Origin of the sequence: Pigmentiphaga sp. NML030171 (assembly GCF_002188635.1) — a bacterium.
In the GTDB taxonomy this organism is placed as follows: Bacteria; Pseudomonadota; Gammaproteobacteria; order Burkholderiales; family Burkholderiaceae_B; genus Pigmentiphaga; species Pigmentiphaga daeguensis.
Genome location: NZ_NINX01000035.1, coordinates 118,387 through 144,456, shown reverse-complemented (window position 1 = coordinate 144,456; position 26,070 = coordinate 118,387). Strand labels below are relative to the sequence as shown.

Here is a 26,070-nt window from a genome sequence, read left to right as displayed (position 1 = left end):
ATGACTTCATCCCCCGTGCAAAACCGCTTCAAGCGCCTGATCCAGTCCGGGCACCCCCAGTATGGACTGTTCTGTGTCTCCAACGCCTTGCAGACCGTGGAGGCGCTGGCGGACAGCGGTTTCGACTTCATCATGTTCGACCTGGAGCATTCGCCCCAGAGCATGCCCCACCTGCATGCCCAGTTCGCGGCGCTGGCGGCTGGCCACACGGCGGCCACGGTACGCGTCCCCATCCTGGAGCCCGCCTCGTTCAAGCAATACCTGGACCTGGGCGCGCAGGCGCTGATGGTGCCCAACATCTCGAACGCCGACGAAGCCCGCGCGGCCGTGCGCTACACCCGCTACCCGCCGGCGGGCGGCGTACGCGGCCTGGGCGGCACCATGCGCGCCACGCGCTATGGCCGGGACAAGGAATACTACGCGCGCGCCGCGCAGGAGACCTGCCTGCTGGCGCAGATCGAGACGCGCGAGGCCATGGCCAACCTGGACGCGATCTGCCGCGTGGAAGGCGTGGACATGGTGTTCTTCGGGCCGACCGACCTGTCGGCCGACATGGGGCACATGGGGCAGCCCAACCATCCCGAGGTGGTCGAAGCCATCGAGCAAGGGATACGGCGCGCGGTGGCCCTGGGCATGCCGGCCGGCGTGCTGGCGGGTTCCCCGGAATGCGAACGCTACGTCGCGGCAGGCGCCACGGTGGTCATCGTCGGCTCTGACCTGTCGCTGCTGGTGCGCACGGCCGACGCCCTGGCCGCCAAGCACGTGCAGGCCGCCCGATGAGCCTCCAGGCGACATCCGGCGACGGGCCGTTCGCGCGCGAACTCGCGTCCCTGGACACCATGCTGCGCATCCGCCTGCTCGAGGAAAAGATCACCGAGCTGCGCAAGGCGCAATCCATCCAGGGCTCGGTCCACCTGTGCATCGGCCAGGAAGCCATCTACGCGGGCTCGTGCCAGGCGCTGCGGGCGGACGACCCGGTGTTCTCCACCTATCGCGGCCACGGGTGGGCGCTGGCGCGCGGCGTGCCGGCGCAAGGGATACTGGCCGAGCTGCTGGGCCGCGAAACCGGCGTATGCCGGGGGCGCGGCGGATCGGCCATGTTCAGCGCCGCCGACCACGGTTTCTACGGCGAGAACTCCATCGTCGGCGCCGGTGCCCCGATCGCCTGCGGCGCCGCGCTGGCCTCGGCGCTGCGCGGCGAGGAACGCGTGGCACTGACCGCGTTCGGCGACGGCGCCATGAATCAGGGCGCCATCCACGAGGCGATGAACTTCGCCGCCTACCGCAACCTGCCGGTGCTGTTCATCTGCGAGAACAACACCTATGCGGAACTGACGCCGGTGGCCGAGACCGTGCGCGATGCCGAACTGCACAAGCGGGCCGCCGCCTACGGCATGCCCGGGGAACGGGTGGACGGCAACGACGTGGCCGCGGTGCGCGACTGCGTGGCCCATCACGCGGCGCGCGCCCGCGCGGGGCAAGGCCCGGCGCTGATCGAGATGATGACCCAGCGGCTGGTCGGCCACTACTACGGCGACCTGCAGGGCTACCGGCCGCGCGGCGAACTGGCCGAGGCCCGGCAGCGCGAACCCATCGCGCGCCTGCGGCAGCGCCTTGCGGCGGACGGCGTGGCGGCCGATGCCCTGGCCGCGCTGGAAGCGGCCGCCGCGGCCGACATCGCACGCGCGGCCGACGCGGCGCTGGCCGCGCCCCTGGCCGATCCCGCCACCGTCATGGAGCACCTGTATGCCTGAAGCTTCTTGTTCCACGGGAGTCGCCCAGCTCAGTTTCGGCAAGGCGGTGAACGCCGCGCTGGCCCGCGCGCTGGAGGAGATGCCCGAGGTGGTCGTGTATGGCGAGGACGTCGGCAAGCCCGGCGGCGTCTTCGGCGTGACCAAGGACCTGCAGCGACAGGCCGGCGCCGCGCGCGTGTTCGATACCCCCATCAGCGAGACCGCCATGCTGGGCGTGGCGGTGGGCGCGGCCATGAGCGGCCTGCGGCCCGTGGTCGAGATCATGTGGATAGATTTCAGCCTGGTCGCCATGGACCAGCTCGTGAACCAGGCCGCCAACGTGCGCTACGTCTCGGCCGGCCGGCTGGCCGCGCCGCTGACCGTGCGCACCCAGCAGGGCGCCACGCCCGGTTCGTGCGCCCAGCACTCGCAGAACCTGGAAGCGCTGTACGCCCACATACCGGGGCTGCGCGTGGGCATTCCGGCCACCGCGCAGGATGCCTACGACATGCTGCTGGCCGCCATCCGCTGCGACGACCCGACCCTGGTCATAGAGAGCCGCGCCATATACCACGGCGACCCGCAGCCCGTCAGCCTGGGAGGGCCCATCGAGGATGCCCGGGGAGCCCGCGTGGCACGGCCCGGCCGCGACCTCACCCTGGTGGCCTGGGGCGCCATACTGTTCCCGGCGCTGGAGGCTGCCGCGCAATTGGCGCGCGAAGGCATCGAGGCCGAAGTGATCAACGCACGCTGGATCGCCCCTTTCGACTGGCCCGCCCTGCTGACCAGCGCCGGCCGTACCGGCCGCCTGCTGGTCGTGCACGAGGCCAACGAGACCGGCGGCTTCGGCGCCGAGATCGCGGCCCGCGTGCAGGACGAGCTGTTCGGCTGCCTGCACGCGCCCGTGCGGCGCCTGGGCGTGGCCGACTGCCGCATCCCCGCGGCGCCGCACCTGCAGGCCGCGCTCATCCCCGACGCCGGCCGCATCGCCCAGGCCGCGCGCGAACTCGTGGGCGGACAGCGGAACAGGAGGACCCGGCCATGAGCACGCTGCGCTACATCGACCACGGCAAAGGCGGACCGCCCGGCGTCCTGCGCATGGCCGAAGGCACCGTGCCCGCCCCCGGTCCGGGCGAGGTACTGATCGAAGTGGCCTTCGCCGGCGTCAACCGGCCCGATTGCGCCCAGCGCGTCGGCCGCTATCCGCCGCCTCCGGGCGCCTCGCCCATCCTGGGCCTGGAAGTCTCGGGCCGCGTCGCCGCCGTCGGCCCCGGCGTCGAACGGTGGCGCGCGGGCGACATGGTCTGCGCCTTGACGCCGGGCGGCGGCTACGCCAGCCATTGCCTCGCCCCGGCCGAACACTGCCTGCCGGTGCCGGCCGGCTTCTCGCTGGAACAGGCCGCGGCCCTGCCCGAAACCTGCTTCACCGTCTGGGACAACCTGTTTTCGCGGGCACGCCTGCAGCCCGGCGAGAACCTGCTGGTCCACGGCGGTTCGAGCGGCATAGGCGTTACCGCGATCCAGATGGCCAAGGCCCTCGGCGCCCGTGTGCTGGCCACCGTGGGCACGCCGGAGAAGGCCGCCTTCTGCCGGATGCTGGGCGCCGACCTGGCGATCGACTACCGGAACGAGGACTTCGTACGGCAGGCGCTGGCCTTCACCCAGGAAAGCGGCGTCGACGTCGTGCTGGACATGGTGGGCGGCCCCTATGTCGCCCGCGACCTCGAGGCCCTGGCGCTGGACGGCCGCATCGCGCTGATCGCCTTCATGGGCGGTCCCGAGGCGATGCTGCCCATCCCCGCCCTGCTGCGCAAGCGCGCCACGCTGACCGGCTCCACGCTGCGGCCCCGCTCGGTCGCCCTGAAGGCCGCCATCGCCCGCGAACTGGAACGCCATTGGTGGCCCCGGCTGGCGGCCGGACAAGGCACGCCCGCCATCGACAGCGTCATTCCATGGACCGACGCGGCACGTGCGCACGAACGCATGGAAAGCAGCGCCCACACCGGCAAGATCGTGCTCGCGGTGAACTGATGCCCACCCAACCTTCCAAGGACCCGACCGCCATGGCGACCTCCGAACTCGAGACCGCGTGGGCGTGCAGCCGCGTGGTGCACGACTTCTTCCACCACTACGACCACTGGCGCTATGGGCGCATGCTGGACCTGTATACGCCCGATGGCGTCTGGCACCGCGCCGGCGCCGCGCTGCGCGGCCATGCCCGCATCCTGGAGGAACTGGAACGCCGCCCGCGCAACCAGCGGGTCGCCCACGTCGTGACCAACCTGCGCGTGGAGCCGGCCACGGCCTCGACGGCCAGTGCGACCTACTACCTGACGGTGTATCGCCACGCGGGCGAGATCGCGGACGACGCGGCGGCGCCCATGGCCGGCCCCGCCATGCTGCTGGCCGGCACGGCCGGACTCGTGCACACCGCGCAAGGATGGAAATTCGACAGCCAGACGCTCACGCGCCGGTTCGAGGCCGGCCCGGCGCGCTGAACGCCGGACCGGGCCCTAGCGCACGGCCTCGCGCACCCGGCGCACCTCAGGCAGACTGACGGCGCTGGCCTGGTTGCCCCAGCTCTGCCGGATGAACGACACCACGGCCGCCACGTCCTGGTCGCCCAGCAACTGGCCGAACGGCGGCATGCCGTGCGGCTGCGGATTGCCCGCCGTGGCCGGCGCGAAACCGCCCGACAGCACCATGTGCACCGCATTGTCCGACGACGCGGCCACCACCGAGATATTGCCCGCCAGCGGCGGCCAGGCGGGCGGGCGCCCCTTGCCATCGGCGCCGTGGCACTGGGCACAGTGCTGTTCGTACAGCTTGCCGCCGATCTCCATCAACGCCGGCGCCGCGGCCGCGGACACCGAGGCCGTATCGGTGCCGACCGCCGGCAGCGACTTCAGATAGACCGCCATCGCATCCAGGTCGGCGTCGTTCGCGTACTGGAACCCTTGATGGACCGCCTCGGCCATCGGCCCCGCCGCGTGCGAACGTGGCGAAATGCCCGTCTTGAGCAGATCGACGACGTCCTGCCGGGTCCAGTCTCCCAGGCCGGTCACGCGGTCGCCCGTCAGCGGCGGCGCATACCAGGATTGCCCGCCGATCAGCGAACCGGCCAGCCCGGCATCCAGCGCCATCGCGCCCAGGCGATTGCGCGGCGTGTGGCACTCCGCGCAATGGGCCAGGCCCTGGACCAGATAGCGTCCGCGCAGCCAGGCCTCGGACGGCTCCGCCGGTGCCGGCTCGTCCGACGTCGGCCGGAAATAGAAGGCCCGCCACACCGCCACCAGCCAGCGCTGGTCATAGGGGAACTCTAGCTCGTGCGGCCGGTTCACCCGCGCCGCCGGCGGCAGCGAACGCAGATAGGCGAACAACGCGTCCGCGTCCGTGCGCGAGACGTGGCGATAGCTGGGATACGGAAAGGCCGGATACAGCAGGCTGCCATCCGGCGCCTTGCCCTGGTGCAACGCGCGCCAGAAATCATCGGCGCTCCACCTGCCCAGTCCGTGCTCCGGATCGGGCGTCAGGTTCGGGCCATAGAACGTGCCGAACGGCGTCGCCAGCGCACGGCCGCCGGCGAAGGCCTCGCCGCCGGGCGCGGTGTGGCACCCCACGCAATTGCCCAGGCGAGCCAGATAACGCCCGCGCTCGATCTGCTGCCCGCCATCCTCCGCGGCCATGGTCCGCGCAGGCGTGTCGTACTCCCGATGCCCCATCCAGAACACCGTCCCCACCGCCACGACGGCCACCGCCAGCACACCCAGCAGGAATCCGCGCTTGTTCATGGCCGGCTCCCCACATGCACCTGGCTGCCGCACTCCATCGGCATCGGCTCAGGCAGGCTGGCGGCCGGCACCACTTCGCGCACCGGTTGCGAAGACAGCCATCCCGCCACCGCGCTGACGTCCTCGGGCGTCAGGCGACGCGCGATGTCTGCCATGCAATCGGGCGCGATCGCCTTGCGCAGGCCGTTGGTCCACGCGCCGAACTGCGAGCTCAGGTAGTCATGCGGCAGGCCCAGCAGCGCCGGCACCGCCGGCAACACACCGGACAGCGCCTGCCCATGGCAGGACACGCATGCGGGCACCCCGCGCGCACGATCGCCTTCCATCACGAGCTGCCGGCCATGCTCCAGCGTGGCGGCGGGCAGGCGCGATGGCTTGGGATCGGGATAAGGAGGATGCTGGTCCGAAAACCACACCGCGATCTGCTTCAGGTACTCGTCCGACATGTTCTCGAGCAGATGCTGCATGGGCCGGTACTGACGCTGGCCGGCGCGGAAATAGACGAGCTGGTTGTACAGGTAGTCGGCCGGCTTGCCGGCGATGCGGGGGTAGTAGCCGTCTGGTCCGGCGCGGCCCTGCTCGCCATGACAGGCCGTACAGGCCGCCATGCGTCCCGCCATGGTGCCCGGCTCGAGCTTCTCGGGCTGCTGGGCCGACAACGGCGCCGACAGGGCCATCGCGGAAAGTCCCCCCAGGATTTTGTATTTGTAGTTGACGAATGGCATGGGTCAGTGGGGCAACGGCGTGAAACCGCGCCCCTGGGCAGCGTTTCGACACAGCCAGTGTACCCGGAGTTGGTGGAGAAACGCGGGGGGTGGGACGCGACCGATCGTCGCATGGGGGGCTTGCTCGGCATGGCGGCGGTCACGTGAAACATGGACCAAGATGTCCTTTGCCACGTTGTCGGCCATGTTCATCGTGGTTAATGATGCGCCGTCAGCTCGGCGGGTGACCTCGTCAAGCGCACTTGGACAGATCACGCATAAAACTTATAATTAACTTATAATACTAATGAATTCGATCGTCTGGACCCTGAAGGCCGCCAAGCAATTGCGCAAGATCAATCGGCCTCATCAGGCATCGATTCGTGATGGCATTTCCGCGCTGTCGGCAATGCCGGATTGTCAGAACATCAAGTCCCTGGTCAACCAACAGTATGGTTACCGCCTTCGAGTCGGGAACTACCGGATCTTCTTCGATTGGGACGGGGAGATCAGAATCATCGAAATCCAGGAGATAAAAAAGCGCGATGAACGCACGTATTAATATCCAGGTCATCAACGGCGCGGACGGCAAACCCGCCTTCGTGGTGATCCCTTACGGCGAATACATGGCGCAGCGCAACGTCGGCAAGGATTTGATTCCTCACGACGTAATCAGCCGAACCGTGGACGGCGCCACCCCCGTTCGCGCGTGGCGCGAGCATCTCGGCTTTACGCAAGCTGAAGTGGCCGAGCGTCTGGGCATCAGCCAGTCCGCCTACGCTCAACAGGAAAGCAGCGACCGTCTGCGCAAATCGACTCGGGAAAAAATTGCGGCAGCGCTGGGCATCAGCCCGGAACAGCTCAATTTCTAGCTATATATCGCACCCCCTACTTCGCCTGCTCCAACCCTCGATAGCTGTTGATGGTCGTCAAGGCCTGCGTGCGCGCCAGATTTTCGGTTTCGACCAGATCCTGCCATCTCGTCCAGCTGTGCGGATCAAGGATGTCGTTGTTTCCGAAATAGTCGTGGACTGCGACATGGGCCTCGTCCCAGACTCGCATCGCATCTTGAACGTCGTTGATAGTCAGCATGTCGGCCTCCTGGAAGGAGGAGACGGGGCAGCAACTGTCGTTCCTGGAAGAAAGCCAGGCCAGTTGGCCTCAACGAAAAAACCACCCCTCGGGATGGCTTTGCTGTCTGGGCGCAACTCGGCCCGGATGCGCACCCACTGATGTCAGCCGATACCGCACGCACGCCTGCGCGAGATTGATGCCATCCAAGCAGGCGGCGCCCCCAAATCTCCCAGGCAAAGAAAAACGGCTTGAGGGTCGTGGACCTCAAGCCGTTTAAATCCCTGATTTAACAGGGTAATTCTGGCGCGCCCGGCAGGATTCGAACCCACGACCCCTTGGTTCGTAGCCAAGTACTCTATCCAACTGAGCTACGGGCGCTGCAAAGAAATGAAATTATAGCGACACTTTTTTCGGCTTGCAAATCGAGGGCTGCAAAACCTGCAAACCCCGCATCAACCCCGGCCAGACGCCCGGCTTCGCCCCGCTCTGCCAGCCTGCTGCGCCCTGCCCCGTGACGTCTGCGAGACGTCGAAATCCGCGCCCGGCAGGCGCTGCACCAGCATGTCCAGGAAGGACCGGGCCGCGGTGGTCAGGGTCCTGCCCCCCGGATAGACGGCAAAGATGTTGACCGGCGGTGGCAGCCAGTCCTCCAGGACTCGCACCAGTCTGCCCCGGCGAAATTCGTCCGCGCACAGGTCCAGGGGCAGCGCCGCGATGCCCAGGCCCTGGCGCGCCGCCTGCAACAGCGCCGACAGGTGGTAGGTGGTGAAGCGCGGTTCGAAGCGCACGACGCTGGTTTCGCGGCCGCGCCGAAGCCGCCATAGCCACTCGGTGGCCTTGCGCCCGAAGCCCAGGCAGGGCATGGCGGCCAGGCCGGACGGGTCCGCCAAGGTGTCCAGGCCGGGCAGGTCCGGGCTGGCCATCAGGGCGAAGGGGCTGGTGATCAGTTTGCGCGCGACGATGTCGGCGTCGGGCAGCGCTTCGAACGCGGGATAGATGACGAGGTCGGCCGAAACGAAGCGCGGATCGAAAATGAGCGCGCTGGCCTCGAAATGGAGCCGTACGTGGGGGTGAGCCAGCGCGAATTCGGTGGCCAGTCCTTCGACCGCGATCTCGCTCAGGTAGGGCGGCGCGATGACGTGCAGGGATCCGGTGGGCACGGCTTGCAGGCGTTCGGCCAGTGCCAGCAGCCTGTCGGCCTCGGCTGCCACCCGTGCGCATTGCCGGTAGCACTCCTGTCCGAAGCTGGTCAGCACGAACTGCCTGGGGCCACGGTGGAAGAGCGGCGCGCCCAGGCGGCGCTCCAGGTCGGCCAGCCTGCGCGCCAGCGTGGACTTGGCCACGCCCATCTGCCGTCCGGCGGGCGACAGGCCGCCATGGTCGACCACCATCTTGAACACGTACATGTCGTCCAGGCCGCGCATGGATTCGTTCCTTTTCCAGTACGTTGACGTTCCAATAACAGAACGAACTCGAGCAGTTTGCGATGCTACGCTTCCTTCACCACAAAGGGGAGCCATGCCATGAACCCGAACGATCCAAGCGTCGTGGACATGCCCTACGGTCGCCTGCTGGGCGCCCGCGAGGGCAAGGTGGTCCGTTTCCTGGGCGTGCCCTACGCCCTGCCCCCCACCGGCGGCCACCGCTTCGCGCCGCCCCGGCCACTGGCCGAAGGCGATGGCCGGTTCGACGCGACGGCGCCCGCGGCCATCCCGCCGCAGTTGCCGTCGAGGCTGGCCAAGGTCATGGGCGACTATCCCGCCCGGCAGGACGAGGACTGCCTGCACCTGGACATCTGGGTACCTATCGACCGCCCATCCCGCGCGCCGGTGTTCGTGTTCCTGCACGGCGGCGCCTTCATGACGGGCGGCGGTTCGCTGCCCTGCTACGACGGCGCCGTGCTGGCCGAGCGCACCGGCATGATCGTGGTCAACGTGACCTATCGCCTGGGCGTGCTGGGCTTCTTGCCCATTCCCGGGATCGCACCCGCCAACCTGGGGCTGCGCGACCAGATGGCCGCGCTGTCGTGGATACGGCGCGCCATCGGCGCGTTCGGCGGCGATCCTGCCAACGTCACGGTGGCGGGACAGTCGGCGGGCGCGTACTCGATCGCTGCGCTGCAGACCCGCGCGGACGGCCCCGAGTGGTTCGACCGCGCCATCATGATGAGCACGCCGCTGGGCGTGGCCTTGCAGGCGCCGGCGCAGAAGCGCGAAGTGGCGCACATGTTCACCCGCGCCGCGGGAATCGAGACCGCAACGCCGGACAACCTGTCGCGGCTGCCGGTGGACGCCATCCTGAAAGCCCAGTTGCAGGTACTGCGGCAGACCGTCCCGGCCAGCACCGGGGAGGTCACGCCGCCATTCATGCCGACTGTCGACGGCGATGTCATCGCCGCTCCACCGCTGGCAGCCGCCGGGGCCGGCGCCTGGTGCGACACCATCATCGGCTACACGCGCGAAGAAAATGCCGCGTTCTATGTGGGCGACGCCGTCATGGGCGGCCTGCCGGCGGACACGGTGCGCGAGGTATATCACGTCCACTACGGGCAGACAGGTGGCGAGCGGTATGAGCAGGCGCGCGCCAGCCGGGCGCCGGGCACGCCTCTCGCGGCGCTGACGGACCTGCGGTCACGCCTGGATTTCATCGAGCCTACGCTGGCGTATGCCCGCGCGTTGGCCGCCAAGGGCCGCGCGCCTTTCGTCTATCAGTTCGACTGGCAGTCGCCTACACCGGGCATCGGCGCGTGCCATTGCATCGATCTGCCCTTCCTGTTCGGCAACCTGGCCACCTGGCGGGACGCGCCCATGGTGGCTGGTGCCGACTCCGCCGAGCTTGCCGACCTCAGCCACGGTTTCCAGGACATCTGCGCCGCGTTTGCCCGCACCGGCGATCCCAATCGCGCGACGTTGCCGCCGTGGCCCAGCCATGGACAGGATGGCGCCGTTCTGCATATCGACCGCCTCATCCAGGCCCGGCACGCGCCGCGTTGAATCCCTTCTTCGCAAGGACCACCATGGACACTTCCTCCGCATCGGCCGCCGCGTCCGGCGACGCTCCGCGTTCGCGCCTTGCCCGCATCGGTATCGTGGCGATCTGTTTCCTGGTCGTGCTGCTGGACGGCCTGGACACCACATCCATCGCCTTCGTCGCGCCGGCATTGGCGCGTGAATGGGGCCTGCCGCCCGCGGCGTTCACGCCGGCCTTCGTCGCCACCAGCGTGGGCGCCGTCGTGGGCTATCTGGCATGCGGTCCACTGGCCGGCCGCTGGGGACAACGCACGGTGGGCGGCCTGAGTGTCGCGATATTCGGCCTGGGCACGCTGCTGTCCGCCTGGTCGCCGGATGTCCCCGTGCTGGCAGCCCTGCGCTTCGTCGCGGCCGTGGGTCTGGGCGGCGCGCTGCCCGTGGCGGTGTCGGCTGCCGCCGGCGCGACGCCGGCCCGCTACAAGGAAACGGCGGCGATGCTGGTGGCGGCGGGACTGTCGGCGGGAGCCGTCATCGGCGGCATGGCCGGCGTGCCCTTGATGCGGCAGTACGGTTGGCACTCGGTGTTCTTGATAGGCGGCATCCTTCCGCTGGTGCTGCTGCCCTTATTCCTGAAGGTCCTTCCCGGCCGCGGCCCGGCAACCCGTGCCTCCCGGCCGGCCCAGGGCGGCAGCGTGGCGGCGCTGTTCGACCGCCGGTGGCGGCTGCGCACCTGGCTGCTCTGGCTGTTCGCCTTCCTGATCTTCCTGGACGCCTATGCCCTGACCTTCTGGATACCCACGCTGCTGGCCGAGTTCGGCTTCGGTCGCGCGCAGGCGCCGGCCGCGACGGCCGCCTTCGGCATGGGCGGCCTGCTGGGCAGCCTGGCGATGATGGCGCTGGTGGCGAAGCTGGGCGTCAAGCGGCTCCTGGCGATCACGACCTTGATCGCGATCGCTTCGATACTGGTCGTGAACCAGGTCGCGCTGGCGCCTGGGCAGGTGCTGGCCGTGATCGGCGGCATGGGCGCCGGCCTGATCACCGGGTGCGTGGGACAAAGCGCGCTGGCGGTGTCCTACTATCCGCCGGAACTCCGTACCACCGGCGTGGGCTGGGCCGCGGCCTCGGGCCGCATAGGTTCCATCGTCGGACCGGCGCTGGGTGGCCTGATGCTGGCGCTGAACTGGAGCCCCCGGGACATCGTGCTGACCGCGGTCGCGCCAGCGGCGGCCGCGCTGGCGGTGCTGGCCGTGCTGGCCTGGGTGGACCGGCGCCCGGATGCCGGCCATGCTCCGGCCCGTGCCACGTCCACCACCTGAGCCCTGACCGCTGGCCGGCTACCCACCAGCGGTCAAGGCTCGCGCAACGAGTCCGGCTCCCTCAACACATCGACCAGCGCCTCCCGAAACGCGGCGATGGGCCGCGCCAGCCGCCCCGCGGGCGCGCGGTGCAACAGCCAGGCGCGCACGCAGGGACGGAAATCGGGCGACGCGATGACCTGGACCTCGTCGCGCCACGCGCCGCCCGCGAATGCGGCGGGCGTCACGATGCCGATGCCGAAGCCGCGTGCCACCAGCGACATCCTCAGGTCCACGCTCAGCGCTTCGACCGCTACCTGGAAAGGCAGCCGCTCCGCCTCGAAGCGATGGCGGATGAAGGCCCGGAAGCCGCAACCGTTCTCGTTCATGACCCAGGGGAAGCGGGACAGCTGTTCCAGATCCGGACGGCGCGGCACCTTCAGCGAACGCGCGGCAACCAGCAGCACCCGCTGGGCGCCCAGGTCGTCGCACACCAGGGTCTCGGGCGGCGGCACGCCGTCGGCCAGGCACACCGCGGCGGCATCCAGCTCGCTGCGCGCGACCTGCTCCACCAGGCGCGGCGACCAGCCCGAGGTCACGCGCAGGGTCAGCGCCGGGAAATCGGTGCGCAGCCGATCGAAGGGCTGCATCAGCGCGGCTTCGGACAAATAGGGCATGATGCCGAGCCGGAATTCGCCCTGCACTTCCCCGTGGGGCGACACCCCGGCCTTCAGATCATCCAGCGAGCGCAGCACCCGCCGTCCGTGCTCGTAGGCCTCGCGGCCCGCCGCCGTCGGCTTCAGGGGCTTGGACTGCCTGTCCAGCAGGGTCGCGCCCAGGCGCTCCTCCAGATTCTGCACGCGGCGGGTGACGCCCGGCTGCGTCAGGTGCAGGCGGGCCGATGCGCCGACGATGGAACCGGTCTCCACCACCGCCACGAAAGCTTCCAGGTCATGGATATTCATGACATCTGCGCATAATGATGATGCGAAGGATTGAATTGCTTGATCATGCGATAGAAAAATAAAGTTTCCGTTCGATATGCAATTAATTTATCAAACGGAGCGTTGCATGACCACCTGCGGCAAATCCGGGGCCCTGGCCCCTCGCGCGTCTCTATCGACCCGGCCCCCGGTGCTGCTGTTCGGCACCGCCACCGGCGTCCTCGTCACCAATCTCTTCGCGCCGCAGACACTGGTGGGCGTCATGGGCGCCTCGCTGGGCCTGGCACCGATGGCGTCGGGCCTGATGGCCATGACCACGCTGCTGGGTTATGCGGCCGGACTATTCCTGCTCGTGCCCTTGGCGGACGTGGCGCCGCACCGCCGCCTGGTGCTCGCGATGCTGGCGGTCGCCGCAGTGGCCGCGGCGACCGCCGCGTGCAGCCCCTTCGCCGCGCTGCTGCTGGCGGCCTTGTTCGTCCTGGGCGCGGCCAGTTCCGTCATCCAGGTGCTGGTGCCCATCGCCGCCGCCATGGTGGGCCCCGAAATCAGGGGGCGGGTGATCGGCGACATCATGGGCGGCCTGATGGTCGGCATCCTGCTTTCCCGTCCGCTGGCCAGCCTGCTGGCCGACACGCTGGGCTGGCGCGCGTTCTATGCCGCCAGCGCCATGGCCTCGCTGGCGCTCGGCCGGGCGCTGGTGCGCGGCATTCCCGACCGGCTGCCGCCGCCCGGTCCGCGCTACCTCGATCTGATCGTGTCGCTGGGATCGCTGCTGCGCCGCGAACCGGTCCTGCGCCGGCGCGCGGCCAGCGCTGCCCTCAGCATGGCGGCCTTCAGCCTGTTCTGGACCGCGGTCGCGCTGCGCCTCGCGCAGCCGCCCTACTCGGTGGGACAACGCGGCATCGCCGTGTTCGCGCTGGTGGGCGCGGCCGCCGCCTTCATCACGCCCTGGGTGGGCCGGGCCGGCGACCGGGGCTGGACGCGGCCGGTAACGGCGATCTCCCATCTCGGCATGATCGGCGCCTTTGCCCTGGCGGCCTGGGCCGGAAACACCGGGCACGGCAGCCATGCGTCCTGGATCGCGATGGGCCTGGCGGCCATCGTCCTGGATGCCGGCGTCACCGGCGACCAGACACTGGGACGGCGCGCCGTCAACCTGCTCGACCCCGCGGCGCGCAGCCGCATCAACGCGCTGTTCGTCGGCCTGTTCTTTCTTGGCGGCGCGGCCGGATCCGCACTGGCCGGCCTGGCATGGAGCCTGGGCCAGTGGCAGGCGATATGCGCGACCGGCGCGGCGCTGGGGCTGGCAGCCTTGCTGGTTCCTGGCGCTCCGAAATGAAAACCGGGGCCTGGGGCCCCGGTTCCGGCACTGCGCGGCGATCGAGGCTCAGCGGCCGCGCCGGCCGTCCTGGCTCGTCACGCTGTTGGCGCTGTCGAGCTTGGTCTGCTGCTCTTCCAGCATGCGGATCTGGCGCTGGAGGGTGTTGAGCTGTTCGCGCGCGGCCTGCCGCTCGTTGGCCAGCGCGGCGGCTTCCTGGCGGGCCTGCTCCTGGCGGGCCGCCACCTGCTGCTCCTGCTGGCGCTGCATGGTCAGGTCGTTCTGCAGCGCGTTCAGGCGCGTCTCGTTGGCACTGATCAGCTTTTCGGTCACCGCGCGCTCGGCGTCGAGCTTGATGCGGCGGATATCCACGTCGGCCAGTTGCACCGTCTGCTCGACAAAGGCCTTGTAGGTCTGCTCGGCCTGCGCCTCGGACGTGGTCTTGACCACGCGCCAGAAGTTCTTCTGCTGGAACATCGCCACGTAATAGGTCAGGTCATCCGCCTTGAATAGCAGGCTGGCCCCGTAGTTGCCGTTGTAGGTGGTGCGCAGTTCGTTCAGCGTACGGTTCTGTATGAGCTGCTGCAGTTCCGCCATCGTGCTGTTGTTGGAAGCCGACTGGGCCGCGTCGACGGGCCGGACCGGCGCGGCCTGGGCCGCGGCCTGCGTCCCTGGCTTGGCGGTCGTGTTCTGGACCACCTGGGCGGAAACGCCCAGGGATGCCATGGAAAGCGACAGTACGATCCCCACTTGTCGGAACATTCTGCATGTCCTCATTTTCATTCCAGCTTCCTTGGTCATATCGAGTTCGTCGGCCTGGCCGTAACAAAGCGTGTCCGATTTTAATGAAAGTACGGCGCCGTGGGCTCTTTATTGAGTCTTTTTTGGCGCCAAGCCGCTTCAGTCAGTCCAGTTCGCCCGCCACTTCCGCATCCTGGCCGACGATCTGGTACTTGCGCATCTTCTCCCACAGCACCTTGCGGCTGATTCCCAGGAAATTGGCGGTATCCTGGCGCCGCCAGCCATGGGCATCCAGCGCGCCGATGATCCGGTTGCGCTCGGCCAGCTCCTGCGGGCTGCGCTCGTTGGCCGGGATGACGCCTTCGGACAGCGACGCGAAGATGCGGCCGATGCGTTCCCGGTCCCAGGCCCGGAACTGCCTGACCATCACGCCCACCCGCTCTGCCACGTTGCGCAATTCCCGCACGTTTCCCGGGAAGCGCGTGCGCGTGACGAGCGCCGCCAGCCAGTCGGGCACCTCGTCCTCCTGCTCGGGCAGGATCTGTCCCAGCAGGGCCTTGAAGATGGCGATCTTGTCCACCGCGCCACGCTCTTCCAGGTTCGGCACCTGCAATTCGATCACCGCCAGCCGGTAGTACAGGTCGGCCCGGAACAGCTCCTGGCGCACCAGTTCGCGCAGGTCGCGGTTGGTCGCGGCCACAAGACGGAAATCCACCGGAATCTCGGCAGTCGAACCCAGGCGGGTCACGCAGCTCTGCTCCAGGACGCGCAGCAGCTTGACCTGCTGATACAGCGGCAGATCGCCGATCTCGTCCAGGAACAACGTGCCTTCATGGGCCTGCTCGAAATATCCCTTGTGCGCGAAGGTCGCCCCGGTGAAAGCCCCCTTGGCGTGGCCGAAGAAGTGCGATTCGAACAGGCCGTCGGGAATCGCGCCGCAGTTGACCGCCACGAACGGGCCCTTCCCGTAGCGGCGATGCCCCTCGTGCAACAGCCTCGCCACGCGCTCCTTGCCCACGCCGGTCTCGCCCCGGATCAGCACCGTCGAATCACAATCGGCGAAAGCCTCGACCTCCGACAGAAAGACCCGCATGCAGGCGGAGGTGGCGATGAGCGGCTCGGCCGCCTTGGCGCGGGCGCCCTGCTCCCGCACCACGCCAGCCACCTTGAAGACCAGCGTGCGCAGTTCGGCGGCGGTGAAATCCGCCGTCAGGACATTGGAGTACTCGGGCGGATAGACGCGCGGGTCGGAGTTCCGGGCCTCGGCCGCCACCCACACCACCGGCATGCCATGCCCGGCCTGCCAGTCGCTGACGCTGAAACTCGGACGGTCGATGACCGTGACCGAAATGATCGCGACCGACATGCGCACACTCGTCACGTCGCGCGATACGGCGATGTTGTCCGCCCGTATCACATCCACGTCGAAGTTGGCCAGCGCCCGTGCGACACGGTCGGCAATATCCGATTTGCCTTCCCAGACGTAAACGTCGAGATCATCTTGTGAAGGTCGTGTCTTCATGGCGATACGCCCGTTCCCTCCATCGTTGTCGTTCGCGCTCAATAGACGAGTCGAACGTTGTCGCATTCCAATGACATGAGATGCACGTCGGTCTGTCCGATCTTGATGCCGACCAGCCCGTCGAGCAGGTTGGCCAGCAGCTTGCCCACTTCGTTCAGCAAGGGTTTGAGCAAGCCGACCAGCGGACTCAGGATGGCCTGCAGCAGGTTCTGCGATTGGCCGCTGCCTCCACCGCCCAGCAGACTGCCCAACAGATCGCCCACGGCATTGAGCAGCCCGCCCAGCAAGCCGTTGCTGGCGCTCGTCTGCAAGGCCTTGATCAGTTCGGTCCGCATGCAGGCCTGGTTGCAGGACCCCAGCAGCGGCGTGACGGTCTGGCGCCAGAGCGTCGGCATGGCGCAGGTCCCCAGGCCCAGGAGGCCGCACGGACGGGGCCAGGTGATGCCGTCCCCGAGCAGCTTCTGTTCGATCACGCTGGGCGTGTAGCCGTATTGGTTCAGGTACTTGTCCGCCACCTGCGTGGCCGTGTCGGCGGGGAAGGCTTCGAGCTGGGCGCCCTGGCCCGCGGACGACTGCGCCAGCAACAGCGCCAGCAACTGGTTGACCAGGTCCTGCACCGTGTCGCCCAGCGGCAGCTCGTTCCGGCCCACCGTCTTGGTCTGGTCCACTTCCAGGGTGGTGTAGACCGGATCCTGCGCCAGGATGTCGGGCTTGACCTGCCCGTGCAGCAGGTTGATGCCCAGCAGCTTGACGAAGGTCTCGTCCTGCAGGCCGGTCGCGCAGACGTCGTGGGTCGACCACAGCGTGGATTCGTTGATCTTGCCCATGCACAGCTTGGCGATGGACGAATCGACCTTGATCGTGGCCTTGGCCGGCGCCGTGCAGCTCATGCCGGTAAGCGTGCCTTGCGAACTGACCACGTCGAGCACGATGGGCAGCTTGACCTGCGTGCCGAGCAGCCCCAGCAGGCCGCCGACCAGCCCGCCGTCGGTCGCGATGTCGACGAAGGTGCGGACCTGGGCCGTGTAGGCCTTGGTACCCAGGCCGCCTATGCCGACCGAGGGCGGTTCGATGATGCTGGCGCGCACGTTGGTCTTGAGTCCGACGGCGGAACTCACGGCGGCCGGCAGTCCCAGATTGACGGTTACCGCATGATTGGACACGCCGACGCCGACCGCGGCGGTCAACAACCCCAGCGCGTCCAGGTCCACGTTCAGCGCCGAACCGGCGCTGGGCGCCTGGATCAGCGCGAACAGTCCGCTCGTGACGCTGTTCGAACCCAGCTGGACCAGCAGCGTATCGATGCCCAGCTTGGCGGTCAACGCGTTCAGCAGCGAAGCGTTCAGGCCCAGCAGGCTGTTCTGGTTCGCCAGGCTGACGATGGCGTTCAGCAACTGCCCGAGTTCGACCTTGCGGGCGGCCAGCAGGCTGTTCAACTCGCCTACGCTCAGGTCCGCGCCCACCGGGATGCCCAGTTGCTTGAGCAAGCCGCTGGGCGTGATCTTCACGCCGGCCAGGCCGGCATAGGTTCCGATGCTGAGGTCTTCGCAAAGGTTCGCGCCCACGACCCGGAGCAGCACGCACAAGGGGGCGGTCTGGGAATTCGTGGTCGCGAGTTTCGAGCCGACCCAGAAGGATGCGATCGGTGCTTCCTGGACGGCGATGGCCTCGGCGTAGAGCGACCGATTGCCCAGGAACGGCAACACCAGGGGGACCTGCTGGGAAATGGCCACCTTCACCGCATTGAAGCCGACCGAGGATTTGGGCGTGCCGAAATACTTCTTGCCGCCGGTCCCGCTATAGGATTCGGAGGGAGGCTCCATGGCCTGCACGGTGTTCTTGGCCGCATCCGGATTCGGATCCCAGCGCCCGCATACCGGATCGGGCGAGGTTCCCATCGACAGCCCGAATCGTTGCAGGTTCAGGTTGGCATTGCCGCGCGCGGCCGCGCTCGCGGCGACGCAACTGTCCCGCTCCAGTTGCTGGGCACCGGCCAAAGCCGCCAGGTCGGCGGTCTTCTGGAGCTCCCGCTTCATGTAGAAGAGATAGCCCAGGTCCGCCGAAGCCAGCAGCGTGACCGATACCAGCATCGCCGCCGCAGCCGCGATCAGCACCGATCCCCGCTGGCGCGCCGGCGGTGCCCGGAAAACGGACGAGGGGATACGACGATGCGGTGTCATGAAAACCTGCCTATTGCTTCGGCTGCGAGGTCGTCTCGTAGAACTGGGGGATGGGATGCGAGAAGCTGTCGATGTAGCGCTTCCAGCTGGGCGACGCGGTCGCGCCCAGCATGGGCAGCGCCTGGCCTGCCTGGCGTCCTTCGGCCTGCATGCGCACCACCTCGCTCGTCACATCGCCGTTGGGCCGGCTCCTGCCCTGCGGCGCGGCGGATGCCGTGGCCACGGCTGCTTCCGATCGCGGTACGGCAGCGGGCGCAGCAGCAGCGGGCGCGGCGACAGCTGCCACAGGCTGGGCGGGCGCCGCCGCTTGCGGAGTGACCACCGTCGTTACGCGCTGCTCGGAAGACTGCACGGCCTGGGGGCGCGCCGTGGTCGCTGGTTGGGCGGAGGCGGCCGGCGCCTGGCCCGGCCCCGGCACCTGCCGCACGACCGAGGAAGCGGGCCGGGACGCGGCCGGCGTCGACGCCGCCCCCTGCTGCGGGGCCGCGCGCAGTTGCGCCTCGCGTTGTGCCTGCGCGGCTTGTTGTTGCGCGGCCGCCGCGCGCCGGGCCTGCTCTTCCGCCTGGGCCTGGCGCGCTGCCTGCTCCATGCGCGCCCGCTGCTCCGGCGTCTCCTGCAGCATGGAACCGGTCACCGGCGCGTTGCTCTGCGCATGCGCCAGGGGGGCCGCCAGCAGCGCGGCCAGCACCAGATAACGGCTGACATGCCGGGAAGCGGACTGTCCGTGCGGGCATTGGCTGGTAGATTTCATGATCGCCTTGATTCCACTTGTATTCGTCATCGTTGAAGAAGATCCGGTCGCCTCGGCATGCCGGCATCAGGGGGTGGTCGAGTTGAACCGGTCCAGCATGGACTGCATGGGAGCGCGCACCGGCTGCAGGATGGGCGCGGAAACCGGCCGCACCGGGGGCTCGCGCACGGGCTCCATGGATGCGGACTCCTGCGCTGCGGCCCTGACCACGGCCGCTCCGCGTGCCGCCGGCGCCTGCTCGGGCGGAGGAGCCATGGGTACGCGGGACATTTCGGGTGCCAGGGACGAGACCGGGAACGGACTGGCCACCGGCGCCGCGGCCGGGACGGGATCCGCCTTCACGACCGCGGCCGGACGGGATGTCCGGGAAGCGCCGCGCGCGATATCGTCGGCCAGCTTGCGCACCGCCACGCGCGCATCGGGCGACAGGCCCGCCTTGTCCATGACGGTCCCTGCCCGCCCGGCGTCACCCGATACCAGCAGCAGCAAGGCCAGGTTGGCGAGAATCCTGGAGTTTTCCGGCGCGAGTTCGGCGGCCTGTGCCAGGGGCAGTCTGGCAGCGGACGTTTCGCCATTGCGCAGCAAGGCGTAGCCAAGGTCGCTGACGATCAGCGCATTGGTGGGATCGAGGCGCGCCGCCTCGCGCAGCGACACCACCGCGGCCGGATAATCGCCGCGCGCGCCCGCCAGCAGCCCCAGCCCCTGTGCGGCCGCCGCGCCGACTTCCGTCTTGAGCAGGCGGCGATAGACCACGGCGCTTTCCTCGGACTGCCCGGCCTCACGCAGCGCATGGGCACGCAGCAGTTCCACGTCGGGTGCCGCGCCATGACGCTGCTCGAACGCATCGATGTGGGCCAGCGACGCGAAATAGAGCCCCTTGCCTTGCATCTCCCGGATCAGCGAGAGATACATGCCGCGACTGTCCGCCGTCGGCTCGTCGTTCGCGACCTGCTGGCGCATCATGGCCTCGTCGTTGAACTTGGGCGCCGATACGCCGTAGCCCGAGGGCGCGGTGGAGCTGCATCCCGCCGCCAGCAGCAAGACCCCGAACAACCCGGCCATGCGCGCCGGGCAATGAATCGACCCGGTCATCTCAGCCTCCCATCCTCGCCAGGCCGCGGAAGACAGCCAGGAATCCCGCACCGCCCGTGACGATGATGAGCGCGGGCAACAAGGTCAGCACCATGACGCCCGTCATCTTGACCGTCAGCTTGCCGACGCGCTCCTTCAACTCCATCCGCCGCTGTTCGCGCACGCGTTCGGAAAACTGCTTGAGGGGTTCCTGGACCGCTCCGCCATGCCGGTCGACCTGCACGATCAGGCGCGCCACCGCCGCCAGGTCTTCGTTGCCGAAACCGGTGGCCAGCCGTTGCAGCGACTGTTCGCGCGACAGCCCGCGGGCATGCTGGTTGACGGCGATCTCCAGTTCCGCGGCCAGCACGGGCAGCACCGTGCGGAACTCGGTCACGATCACATGCAAGCTCTGGTCGATGGACAGGCCCACGCCTTGCAGCAGGCGCAGCAGGTCGATCAACAGCGGCAGTTCTTCCTTGGCCTTGCGGGTACGCGAGGCCGCCACCTGGCGCAGCGCCCACTTCGGCACCATGTAGCCCAGGGCGAACCCCAGGAACAGGGACAGCATCGTTCCGAGCGCGCCGCCACCGCCGAACATCCAGGCCAGGAGCGGCACGACGACAGCCAGCACGACCCGCGCGAAGATGAACAGGGAACGCGCGCGCGCCGGATCGCCAAAGCCGCATCGGTCGATCAGTTGCCGATCCTCGGCCTCGAGCAGATAGTTGCCCAGCTTGCCTCGTTCCCACTTCTCGCCCAGTTGCGCGGCGCCATCGAACATCGCGCTCACGCGTCCGCGCCGGACTGGCGACGCCACGCTGGCAAGGGCGTCGTCCAGCACGGGATTGGTCCGCGCAGTGATGGCGCTGTCCACCACCTGCCGGCTTCGGGTCTGCCGCGAGCCGCGGACCAGGATCGCCACACCCACTAGCAGCGCGGCGGCGGCGAACAGGACCAGGGAGACGGCGGTCAACAATTGTGTAGACATAGCTTCAAACCGATTTGGCCATGCGGTACAGCCAGAAAGAGCCGACCAGTTGCAAAGCGAAGGCGCCCACCAGCATCTTCTGGCCGACCGGGTCGGTCCACATGCCCACGAACATGGCGTTGTTGAAGATGACGATGAACCCCGCGACGAATACCGGCAGCAGCGCCAGGATCCATGCCGACAGCCTGACTTCGGCCGACAGCGCATGCAGTTCCTCGCGCGCCTGCTGCAGGTCGCGCATGAAGGCCGCCATGCGTTCGAGCACCACGTCGCTGCGACCGCCGAAACGCAATGCGACGCCGATGACCGCCGCGACCAGCTCCAGTTCATAGAAGCGATAGAGCCGCGCGGCATGCACCAGCGAAGCATCCAGCTCCATGCCTGCCCGGTTCAATTGGTTGGCGCGTTCCAGCACTTCGAACAATGGCGCATCGACCGACGAAACCGCCGTCTGGAAAGCCGATCCCAGGCTGTTGCCGATGGTGATGAGCCGCACCAGCGCGTCGATGAATCCCGGCAATTGACGCACCATCTTCCGCCGGCGCTTGTCGGCCTGCCACCACAGCTGGAACAGGACGGCCAGCACCACCAGGGCCAACGTCACCACGGCGGCAAGACCGCCGCCGAACAACAGCGCCACGATGGGCAATGCCACCAGCGCCACGAGCCACGGGCCGTAGAAAGCCGGACCGGGCTCGATGCCGGCGCGCAGCAACATGTTCTGGAACCGCCCGCGCACGCCCCGGGGGCGCACCGGCGGATACAGTTGCTGGGCCGTGGCGACGACCGCGCGCGTAGGGTCGAAGGAGCGATTGAGCTGTTCCTCGACGAAGGCGCTGGTCGCCTGCCGGCGACCCCGCTCGCTCGCGCTCTGCCACAGCCACAACCCTGCCGCCACCAGCAGCAGCGCGATGCACAACACCGAAAGAAGCTGGGCGGACATCATCGTCCCCTGGACCAGAAACCGCCCCCGCCCCCCTGGGGCGGTTCGGGCGCCATGGTCACCCGCAACTGGTCGCGGTACTTGGCCAGCTTGGGCGTGTGCGGATGGATGCCGAGCGACACCCAGCGATCCTTCTCTTCGCCGTCGGGACCGACGAAACTCTCGTGGCGGTAGAGTTCCTGCGTGGAAATCACGTTATCGCCCATGCCCGTGACTTCCGAGATCGACACGATGCGCCGTCGTCCGTTGGACAGGCGGGCGATCTGCACGATGAAGTCCAGCGCGCTGGCGATCTGCCGGCGCAGGCTGTCCTCGCTGCCCTGGAAACCCGCGAATCCCGCCAGCATCTCCATCCGGTACAGGCATTCGCGCGGGGAGTTCGCGTGTATGGTCGCCATCGACCCTTCGTGGCCGGTATTCATGGCCTGCAGCATGTCCATGACCTCGGGCCCCCGGACTTCGCCGACGACCACGCGGTCCGGCCGCATCCGCAGGCTGTTGCGTATCAGGTCGCGGATGGTGATCTGGCCCGCGCCGTCGAAGCCGCCCTGGCGGGCTTCCAGCCTGACCACGTGGGGATGGTTCAGCGACAGCTCCGCGGTACCCTCGACCGTGACCACGCGCTCGGTCTCGGGCACGAAGAACGCCAGCGCATTGAGCAGCGAGGTCTTGCCTGAGCTGGTCCCGCCCGAGACCAGGATGTTGCAGCGTTCCCGCACCGCCAGGCTCAGCAGGCGGTGGATCTCTTCGTTGAAGGTACCCAGCGCCAGCAGGTCGGCGGGCTTGAGCGGATCCTGGCGGAACTTCCGGATGGACACCATGGGGCCATCCACCGCCAGCGGCTCGATGACCACGTTCAGGCGGCCCCCATCCGGCAGGCGCGCATCCACCATGGGGCTGGATTCGTCCAGCCGCCGGCCCAGCGGCGCGAGGATGCGGCGCACGATGCGCAGCAGGTGCGAGTTGTCGCTGAAACGCAGGACTTCCCGCTGCAACACGCCACGGCGCGACACGAACACGTTGTCGTAGCCGTTGATCAGGATGTCCTCGACCGCCGGATCCGCCAGCAGGTCTTCCAGCGGGCCGAGCCCGGCCAGTTCTTTCGTCAACGAGGCCGCCACCTGCCGGAGCTCGGATTCGTTGATGGGGACCCGCCGCAGCCGTACGAAACTGTCGACCTCCAGGTCGACGAACTGCTGGATCGCGGTCCGGGACCAGCGGCCGAACTCCGCGCCCAGTTCCTCGATACGCGACAGCAGATGCTCGTGCGCCGCGGCCTTGACGTCCTGGAAGCGCTGGGTGTTGGCAAACGCCGGACTATCGTCGGCAAACTCGATCGATGCCGTCATGATCACACTCTCCGCCGCGTATACGCGCGCTTCAAACCGGAATCTTTCTTCATCGCGTCACCAAGTGCTTGTGCAGGTTGGGCAGCCACCGCGACAGCCATTTGGTGCCCGGCGGCAAGGCCTGGTCATAGGCCCCGAGCGAATCCACCAGGCCCTGCACGGCCCGCACGTAGGGATCGCGATCCGCCACCTCGTGCAGCAGCCGGCCCTGGTTGGTGCTGTTCATCAACGCCAGCGCGCGGTCGGGCAGCGTGCCCAGCAGCTGTACGTCGAACCGTTGGGCGATCTGCTTGGCGGTCATGCCGTAGCGCTCGTCGTAGCGGTTCACCACCAGCCGCATCCTGGCGCGATCCACGTCGCGTCCGTCCAGGTCGCGCAGGACGTCGGCCAGCGACACCAGGGCTCCCACCGACTGGTCCGTCACGATCCAGGCCTGGTCGGCGGCTCGCACCATGCCGGCCACGAAATCCGGGTTGGAAAATCCGCCCACGTCAGCCACCAGCAGGCCGAAGTGCTGACGCAGCCGGTCCAGGAGTCCCAGCGAATCCGCGTGCGACACGGTGCGCATCTCTGCCAGGTCGCGCGGCAGCGAGATCACGGCCACGCCGCTGGCGCTGCGCGTGAGTGCGGTGTTGACCAGGGTTTCGTCGAAGCGGCGCAGGTTGCGTACCGCCTCGGCGAAATGAAAGCTGCCTGAAACGTTCAGGTAGAGCTGGCCGTCGGCGACGGGCAGGCCCAGGTCCAGCAGTGCCGCGGGCCCACGCAAGCTGCTGGCCGGCCGCCCTTCCGCGGCCTGCCCGGCTTCGCCGTGCAGTTGCGCCATCGTGGTCAGGTGCGCCGCCAGCGTGGTCGTGCCCAGCCCGGCGCGCACACCCAGCAGCACGACCATCTGGCCACGACCGGGCACGCTGCTGCCCGCATGAGACTGGAGCACGCGCCGGACGACGTCGCGCACCTCGGCCTCGTCGGTCGGGTCGATGAAATCGCGCACGCCCGCCCGCAGGGCAGCCACGGCCCCCTGCGGCCGCATCATGCTGCCGACCGCAACGACCGGCAGCGCGGGCGCCACGCGCGCCAGCGTCCGCGCCAGGTCGCTGGCGTGCAGCAGCTTGCCCGGTTCGCTGTCGTCGGCGCCGAAATCCAGCAACACCATCTGCGGCCCGAGTTCGGCCAGGCGCGCCGACAGCCTATCGGGAACCACGTCCTCCTGAACGACCACGCCATCGTGCCTCAGCACCGCGGCCAGCCGCTGTGCCGACAAGCTGTCGCCGGTGAAGAACAGGAAACGGCGAGTGTCCAGCAAGCTCGCCAACTCCTTGCTCGGGGCGTTCATATACGACTCCTACAGATACCTGGCACCAAGCGACTACTTCGAGAAACCAGGCAACTCATCATTGCTCGCGACACCCAGCAGAAAATGGCCCCAGGCATTGGCCGCCGAGTCACGCTTCTCGTTCGCGCCGGGCATGGGCGGCTTGACGCCCTTGGCCAGGGGCTTGACCAGATGCGGCGTCACGACGATCAGCAGTTCCTTTTCCTTCTGCGAATACTTCATGTTCCGGAAGAAAGTGCCGATGATGGGCAGGTCGCCCAGGAACGGCAGCTTGTCCAGGTTCGAGGTGGTGGAACGCGACACCAGTCCGCCGATCACGAAGCTTTCGCCGTCGCCGAGCTCGACCGTGGTGTCGGCCCGGCGGGTGATGATGGCCGGGATCTGGATGTTGTTCAGGGTGATGCCGTTGGTCCAGTCCAGATCGCTGGCCTCGGGCGCCACCTTCAGCGCGATCCGATCCTTGGCCAGCACCGTGGGGGTGAGCGTCAGGCCGATACCGAACGGCTTGTACATGACCGTGGTGGTGCCCAGGCCCCCGGCCTGCGGCACGGGCAGTTCGCCTCCCGCCAGGAACTTGGCGCTCTGGCCGGACAGCGCGACCAGCGTGGGTTCGGCCAGCACGCGCGCCAGGCCGTTGGTTTCCAGCAGCCGCAGATTGGTGTCGAGCAGGAAATTGCCTCGAGTCAGCCCCAGGGTCAGGTCGAAAGCCTTGCCGGTGGGCGCCAGGTCGCTGGCCAGGCCGAAACTGAAGCTGCCGCGCCGGTTGGAGGCGGAAAAGTTGAAGCCGGCCTCTTTCAATACCTGCTTGCTGAATTCCACGACCTTCACTTCCACCTGGACCACGCCACCGGTCTCGATGGTGGAAGCATCGAATACGTTTTCACCGCCCACGGCATCGTTGGCCGCCGCAACGGTGCGGCGATGCGACAGCATCGACGGCGACTGTCCGCTCAGCACGGCAGCATCTCCGTAGACCTGGGCCTTGGCACCGTCGCCTTCGCCCAGCAGCGTGGCGAGATCGCCCGTCACGCGGACGAGATAGGCCTGGGGCGCCGCCGAGCCGCGCTGCCAGACCGACACCATGGTGGTGCCGGGCTTCTTGCCCACGACCAGTACCCCGCCCTTGCGGCCGCCGCTGCCCTTCTGGATCACGACGTCGGCCACGTCGGGATCGACCACCGACACCCGCTCCAGGTTGCCGGGAATGCTCAGTTGATATTGATCGCGCACCGCCACCGAGATCTGGCGCGGACCGCTCTCGTCGGCAGCGCCCGCCGGCACGGCGAAGGACAGCGTCAATGCCATGGCCAGGGGCGCCAGACGCCGCACGAAAGCCTGTTTGCTGATTTTCATTGAGGTTC

At 68.2% G+C, this 26,070-nt stretch carries 25 protein-coding genes and 1 tRNA gene; 10 read left to right on the top strand and 16 right to left on the bottom strand.

Annotation, left to right across the window (positions count from 1 at the left end; translation table 11 throughout):
* From CDO46_RS15335 to CDO46_RS15315, 5 genes are read left to right on the top strand one after another with little or no spacing between them, the layout of a single operon-like run.
* The gene (locus CDO46_RS15335; protein WP_087839349.1) at positions 1-780 is read left to right on the top strand and encodes an HpcH/HpaI aldolase/citrate lyase family protein; all 780 of its coding nucleotides are present in this window, start codon (positions 1-3) and stop codon (positions 778-780) included.
* Positions 777-1,754 (top strand): thiamine pyrophosphate-dependent dehydrogenase E1 component subunit alpha, encoded by a 978-nt coding sequence (locus tag CDO46_RS15330; RefSeq protein WP_087839348.1) that lies wholly within the window; start codon positions 777-779, stop codon positions 1,752-1,754. Before CDO46_RS15335 ends, CDO46_RS15330 begins: the two co-directional genes overlap by 4 nt.
* Positions 1,747-2,778, top strand: a complete 1,032-nt coding sequence (locus tag CDO46_RS15325; protein ID WP_087839347.1) for an alpha-ketoacid dehydrogenase subunit beta — start codon at positions 1,747-1,749, stop codon at positions 2,776-2,778. The genes CDO46_RS15330 and CDO46_RS15325 overlap by 8 nt, the downstream gene beginning before the upstream one ends.
* Entirely contained in the window at positions 2,775-3,764 is a 990-nt protein-coding gene (locus tag CDO46_RS15320; RefSeq protein ID WP_087839346.1) for an NAD(P)H-quinone oxidoreductase, read from the top strand. The genes CDO46_RS15325 and CDO46_RS15320 overlap by 4 nt, the downstream gene beginning before the upstream one ends.
* On the top strand, positions 3,764-4,231 hold the full coding sequence (locus CDO46_RS15315) for a nuclear transport factor 2 family protein (protein WP_165963198.1): 468 nt from the start codon (positions 3,764-3,766) through the stop codon (positions 4,229-4,231). The genes CDO46_RS15320 and CDO46_RS15315 overlap by 1 nt, the downstream gene beginning before the upstream one ends.
* A gap of 15 nt (positions 4,232-4,246) precedes the next feature.
* Here the strand turns inward: CDO46_RS15315 and CDO46_RS15310 are convergent, their stop codons facing one another.
* Together CDO46_RS15310 and CDO46_RS15305 are read right to left on the bottom strand one after the other, a co-directional pair.
* Positions 4,247-5,524, bottom strand: a complete 1,278-nt coding sequence (locus CDO46_RS15310; protein WP_087839344.1) for a cytochrome c — start codon at positions 5,522-5,524, stop codon at positions 4,247-4,249.
* Positions 5,521-6,201: a c-type cytochrome gene (locus CDO46_RS15305; protein WP_243724572.1), complete on the bottom strand. Its 681-nt coding sequence runs from the start codon at positions 6,199-6,201 to the stop codon at positions 5,521-5,523. The genes CDO46_RS15310 and CDO46_RS15305 overlap by 4 nt, the downstream gene beginning before the upstream one ends.
* A 334-nt stretch (positions 6,202-6,535) precedes the next feature.
* On the opposite strand from CDO46_RS15305, the gene CDO46_RS15300 reads away from it, so the two are divergent.
* Together CDO46_RS15300 and CDO46_RS15295 are read left to right on the top strand one after the other, a co-directional pair.
* Positions 6,536-6,790, top strand: a complete 255-nt coding sequence (locus CDO46_RS15300) for a type II toxin-antitoxin system RelE/ParE family toxin (protein ID WP_087839342.1) — start codon at positions 6,536-6,538, stop codon at positions 6,788-6,790.
* On the top strand, positions 6,774-7,100 hold the full coding sequence (locus CDO46_RS15295) for a helix-turn-helix domain-containing protein (RefSeq protein ID WP_087839341.1): 327 nt from the start codon (positions 6,774-6,776) through the stop codon (positions 7,098-7,100). Before CDO46_RS15300 ends, CDO46_RS15295 begins: the two co-directional genes overlap by 17 nt.
* A gap of 16 nt (positions 7,101-7,116) precedes the next feature.
* On the opposite strand, the gene CDO46_RS15290 is transcribed toward CDO46_RS15295, so the two are convergent.
* The 3 genes from CDO46_RS15290 to CDO46_RS15280 all read right to left on the bottom strand — a co-directional run bounded on the left by CDO46_RS15290 (position 7,117) and on the right by CDO46_RS15280 (position 8,726).
* The gene (locus tag CDO46_RS15290) at positions 7,117-7,320 is read right to left on the bottom strand and encodes a hypothetical protein (RefSeq protein ID WP_087839340.1); all 204 of its coding nucleotides are present in this window, start codon (positions 7,318-7,320) and stop codon (positions 7,117-7,119) included.
* A gap of 283 nt (positions 7,321-7,603) precedes the next feature.
* Positions 7,604-7,680 (bottom strand) — tRNA-Arg (locus CDO46_RS15285).
* A 74-nt stretch (positions 7,681-7,754) separates the two neighbouring features.
* Positions 7,755-8,726: a LysR family transcriptional regulator gene (locus CDO46_RS15280; protein ID WP_087839339.1), complete on the bottom strand. Its 972-nt coding sequence runs from the start codon at positions 8,724-8,726 to the stop codon at positions 7,755-7,757.
* Positions 8,727-8,825: 99 nt separating this feature from the next.
* On the opposite strand from CDO46_RS15280, the gene CDO46_RS15275 reads away from it, so the two are divergent.
* Positions 8,826-10,295: a carboxylesterase/lipase family protein gene (locus tag CDO46_RS15275; RefSeq protein WP_087839338.1), complete on the top strand. Its 1,470-nt coding sequence runs from the start codon at positions 8,826-8,828 to the stop codon at positions 10,293-10,295.
* 23 nt (positions 10,296-10,318) lie between these two features.
* Positions 10,319-11,587 (top strand): MFS transporter, encoded by a 1,269-nt coding sequence (locus CDO46_RS15270; RefSeq protein ID WP_217896316.1) that lies wholly within the window; start codon positions 10,319-10,321, stop codon positions 11,585-11,587.
* Between the two features lie 32 nt (positions 11,588-11,619).
* Here CDO46_RS15270 and CDO46_RS15265 read toward each other — a convergent pair whose 3' ends face one another.
* Positions 11,620-12,531 (bottom strand): LysR family transcriptional regulator, encoded by a 912-nt coding sequence (locus tag CDO46_RS15265; protein WP_087839337.1) that lies wholly within the window; start codon positions 12,529-12,531, stop codon positions 11,620-11,622.
* Positions 12,532-12,637: 106 nt separating this feature from the next.
* On the opposite strand from CDO46_RS15265, the gene CDO46_RS15260 reads away from it, so the two are divergent.
* Positions 12,638-13,849 carry an MFS transporter gene (locus CDO46_RS15260; RefSeq protein ID WP_087839336.1) on the top strand — a complete coding sequence of 404 codons (1,212 nt, stop codon included), beginning with the start codon at positions 12,638-12,640 and terminating at the stop codon, positions 13,847-13,849.
* Positions 13,850-13,897: 48 nt separating this feature from the next.
* Here the strand turns inward: CDO46_RS15260 and CDO46_RS15255 are convergent, their stop codons facing one another.
* From CDO46_RS15255 to CDO46_RS15210, 10 genes are all read right to left on the bottom strand, one after another.
* Positions 13,898-14,590 carry a DUF2968 domain-containing protein gene (locus CDO46_RS15255; protein WP_243724554.1) on the bottom strand — a complete coding sequence of 231 codons (693 nt, stop codon included), beginning with the start codon at positions 14,588-14,590 and terminating at the stop codon, positions 13,898-13,900.
* 142 nt (positions 14,591-14,732) lie between these two features.
* Complete coding sequence (locus CDO46_RS15250) at positions 14,733-16,091, bottom strand: sigma 54-interacting transcriptional regulator (RefSeq protein WP_087839335.1); 1,359 nt, start codon at positions 16,089-16,091, stop codon at positions 14,733-14,735.
* Positions 16,092-16,129: 38 nt separating this feature from the next.
* Positions 16,130-18,271, bottom strand: coding sequence for a TadG family pilus assembly protein (locus CDO46_RS15245; protein WP_087839334.1), 2,142 nt, complete (start codon positions 18,269-18,271; stop codon positions 16,130-16,132).
* A 10-nt stretch (positions 18,272-18,281) separates the two neighbouring features.
* Entirely contained in the window at positions 18,282-19,022 is a 741-nt protein-coding gene (locus CDO46_RS15240) for a DUF3613 domain-containing protein (RefSeq protein ID WP_176400763.1), read from the bottom strand.
* Between the two features lie 66 nt (positions 19,023-19,088).
* Positions 19,089-20,114: a M48 family metallopeptidase gene (locus CDO46_RS15235; RefSeq protein WP_087839332.1), complete on the bottom strand. Its 1,026-nt coding sequence runs from the start codon at positions 20,112-20,114 to the stop codon at positions 19,089-19,091.
* Position 20,115: 1 nt separating this feature from the next.
* Positions 20,116-21,084, bottom strand: coding sequence for a type II secretion system F family protein (locus CDO46_RS15230; RefSeq protein WP_087839331.1), 969 nt, complete (start codon positions 21,082-21,084; stop codon positions 20,116-20,118).
* Between the two features lie 4 nt (positions 21,085-21,088).
* Complete coding sequence (locus CDO46_RS15225) at positions 21,089-22,027, bottom strand: type II secretion system F family protein (protein WP_165963197.1); 939 nt, start codon at positions 22,025-22,027, stop codon at positions 21,089-21,091.
* Entirely contained in the window at positions 22,027-23,376 is a 1,350-nt protein-coding gene (locus tag CDO46_RS15220) for a CpaF family protein (protein WP_087839329.1), read from the bottom strand. Before CDO46_RS15220 ends, CDO46_RS15225 begins: the two co-directional genes overlap by 1 nt.
* Before the next feature lie 49 nt (positions 23,377-23,425).
* On the bottom strand, positions 23,426-24,709 hold the full coding sequence (locus CDO46_RS15215; RefSeq protein ID WP_087839328.1) for a CpaE family protein: 1,284 nt from the start codon (positions 24,707-24,709) through the stop codon (positions 23,426-23,428).
* Positions 24,710-24,742: 33 nt separating this feature from the next.
* The gene (locus CDO46_RS15210; protein WP_087839327.1) at positions 24,743-26,062 is read right to left on the bottom strand and encodes a type II and III secretion system protein family protein; all 1,320 of its coding nucleotides are present in this window, start codon (positions 26,060-26,062) and stop codon (positions 24,743-24,745) included.
* Positions 26,063-26,070 lie beyond the last annotated feature (8 nt).

Excerpts from the sequence above, each read along its gene's own strand:
- CDO46_RS15250 (WP_087839335.1), bottom strand. The coding sequence starts at position 16,091 with ATGAAGACACGACCTTCACAAGATGATCTCGACGTTTACGTCTGGGAA.
- CDO46_RS15215 (WP_087839328.1), bottom strand. The coding sequence starts at position 24,709 with ATGAACGCCCCGAGCAAGGAGTTGGCGAGCTTGCTGGACACTCGCCGT.
- CDO46_RS15265 (WP_087839337.1), bottom strand. The coding sequence starts at position 12,531 with ATGAATATCCATGACCTGGAAGCTTTCGTGGCGGTGGTGGAGACCGGT.
- CDO46_RS15270 (WP_217896316.1), top strand. The coding sequence starts at position 10,319 with ATGGACACTTCCTCCGCATCGGCCGCCGCGTCCGGCGACGCTCCGCGT.
- CDO46_RS15275 (WP_087839338.1), top strand. The coding sequence starts at position 8,826 with ATGAACCCGAACGATCCAAGCGTCGTGGACATGCCCTACGGTCGCCTG.
- CDO46_RS15290 (WP_087839340.1), bottom strand. The coding sequence starts at position 7,320 with ATGCTGACTATCAACGACGTTCAAGATGCGATGCGAGTCTGGGACGAG.
- CDO46_RS15335 (WP_087839349.1), top strand. The coding sequence starts at position 1 with ATGACTTCATCCCCCGTGCAAAACCGCTTCAAGCGCCTGATCCAGTCC.
- CDO46_RS15280 (WP_087839339.1), bottom strand. The coding sequence starts at position 8,726 with ATGCGCGGCCTGGACGACATGTACGTGTTCAAGATGGTGGTCGACCAT.
- CDO46_RS15320 (WP_087839346.1), top strand. The coding sequence starts at position 2,775 with ATGAGCACGCTGCGCTACATCGACCACGGCAAAGGCGGACCGCCCGGC.
- CDO46_RS15245 (WP_087839334.1), bottom strand. The coding sequence starts at position 18,271 with ATGACACCGCATCGTCGTATCCCCTCGTCCGTTTTCCGGGCACCGCCG.
- CDO46_RS15330 (WP_087839348.1), top strand. The coding sequence starts at position 777 with ATGAGCCTCCAGGCGACATCCGGCGACGGGCCGTTCGCGCGCGAACTC.
- CDO46_RS15325 (WP_087839347.1), top strand. The coding sequence starts at position 1,747 with ATGCCTGAAGCTTCTTGTTCCACGGGAGTCGCCCAGCTCAGTTTCGGC.
- CDO46_RS15235 (WP_087839332.1), bottom strand. The coding sequence starts at position 20,114 with ATGACCGGGTCGATTCATTGCCCGGCGCGCATGGCCGGGTTGTTCGGG.
- CDO46_RS15295 (WP_087839341.1), top strand. The coding sequence starts at position 6,774 with ATGAACGCACGTATTAATATCCAGGTCATCAACGGCGCGGACGGCAAA.
- CDO46_RS15240 (WP_176400763.1), bottom strand. The coding sequence starts at position 19,022 with ATGAAATCTACCAGCCAATGCCCGCACGGACAGTCCGCTTCCCGGCAT.
- CDO46_RS15305 (WP_243724572.1), bottom strand. The coding sequence starts at position 6,201 with ATGGCCCTGTCGGCGCCGTTGTCGGCCCAGCAGCCCGAGAAGCTCGAG.
- CDO46_RS15230 (WP_087839331.1), bottom strand. The coding sequence starts at position 21,084 with ATGTCTACACAATTGTTGACCGCCGTCTCCCTGGTCCTGTTCGCCGCC.
- CDO46_RS15315 (WP_165963198.1), top strand. The coding sequence starts at position 3,764 with ATGCCCACCCAACCTTCCAAGGACCCGACCGCCATGGCGACCTCCGAA.
- CDO46_RS15260 (WP_087839336.1), top strand. The coding sequence starts at position 12,638 with ATGACCACCTGCGGCAAATCCGGGGCCCTGGCCCCTCGCGCGTCTCTA.
- CDO46_RS15225 (WP_165963197.1), bottom strand. The coding sequence starts at position 22,027 with ATGTCCGCCCAGCTTCTTTCGGTGTTGTGCATCGCGCTGCTGCTGGTG.
- CDO46_RS15255 (WP_243724554.1), bottom strand. The coding sequence starts at position 14,590 with ATGTTCCGACAAGTGGGGATCGTACTGTCGCTTTCCATGGCATCCCTG.
- CDO46_RS15220 (WP_087839329.1), bottom strand. The coding sequence starts at position 23,376 with ATGACGGCATCGATCGAGTTTGCCGACGATAGTCCGGCGTTTGCCAAC.
- CDO46_RS15310 (WP_087839344.1), bottom strand. The coding sequence starts at position 5,524 with ATGAACAAGCGCGGATTCCTGCTGGGTGTGCTGGCGGTGGCCGTCGTG.
- CDO46_RS15300 (WP_087839342.1), top strand. The coding sequence starts at position 6,536 with ATGAATTCGATCGTCTGGACCCTGAAGGCCGCCAAGCAATTGCGCAAG.
- CDO46_RS15210 (WP_087839327.1), bottom strand. The coding sequence starts at position 26,062 with ATGAAAATCAGCAAACAGGCTTTCGTGCGGCGTCTGGCGCCCCTGGCC.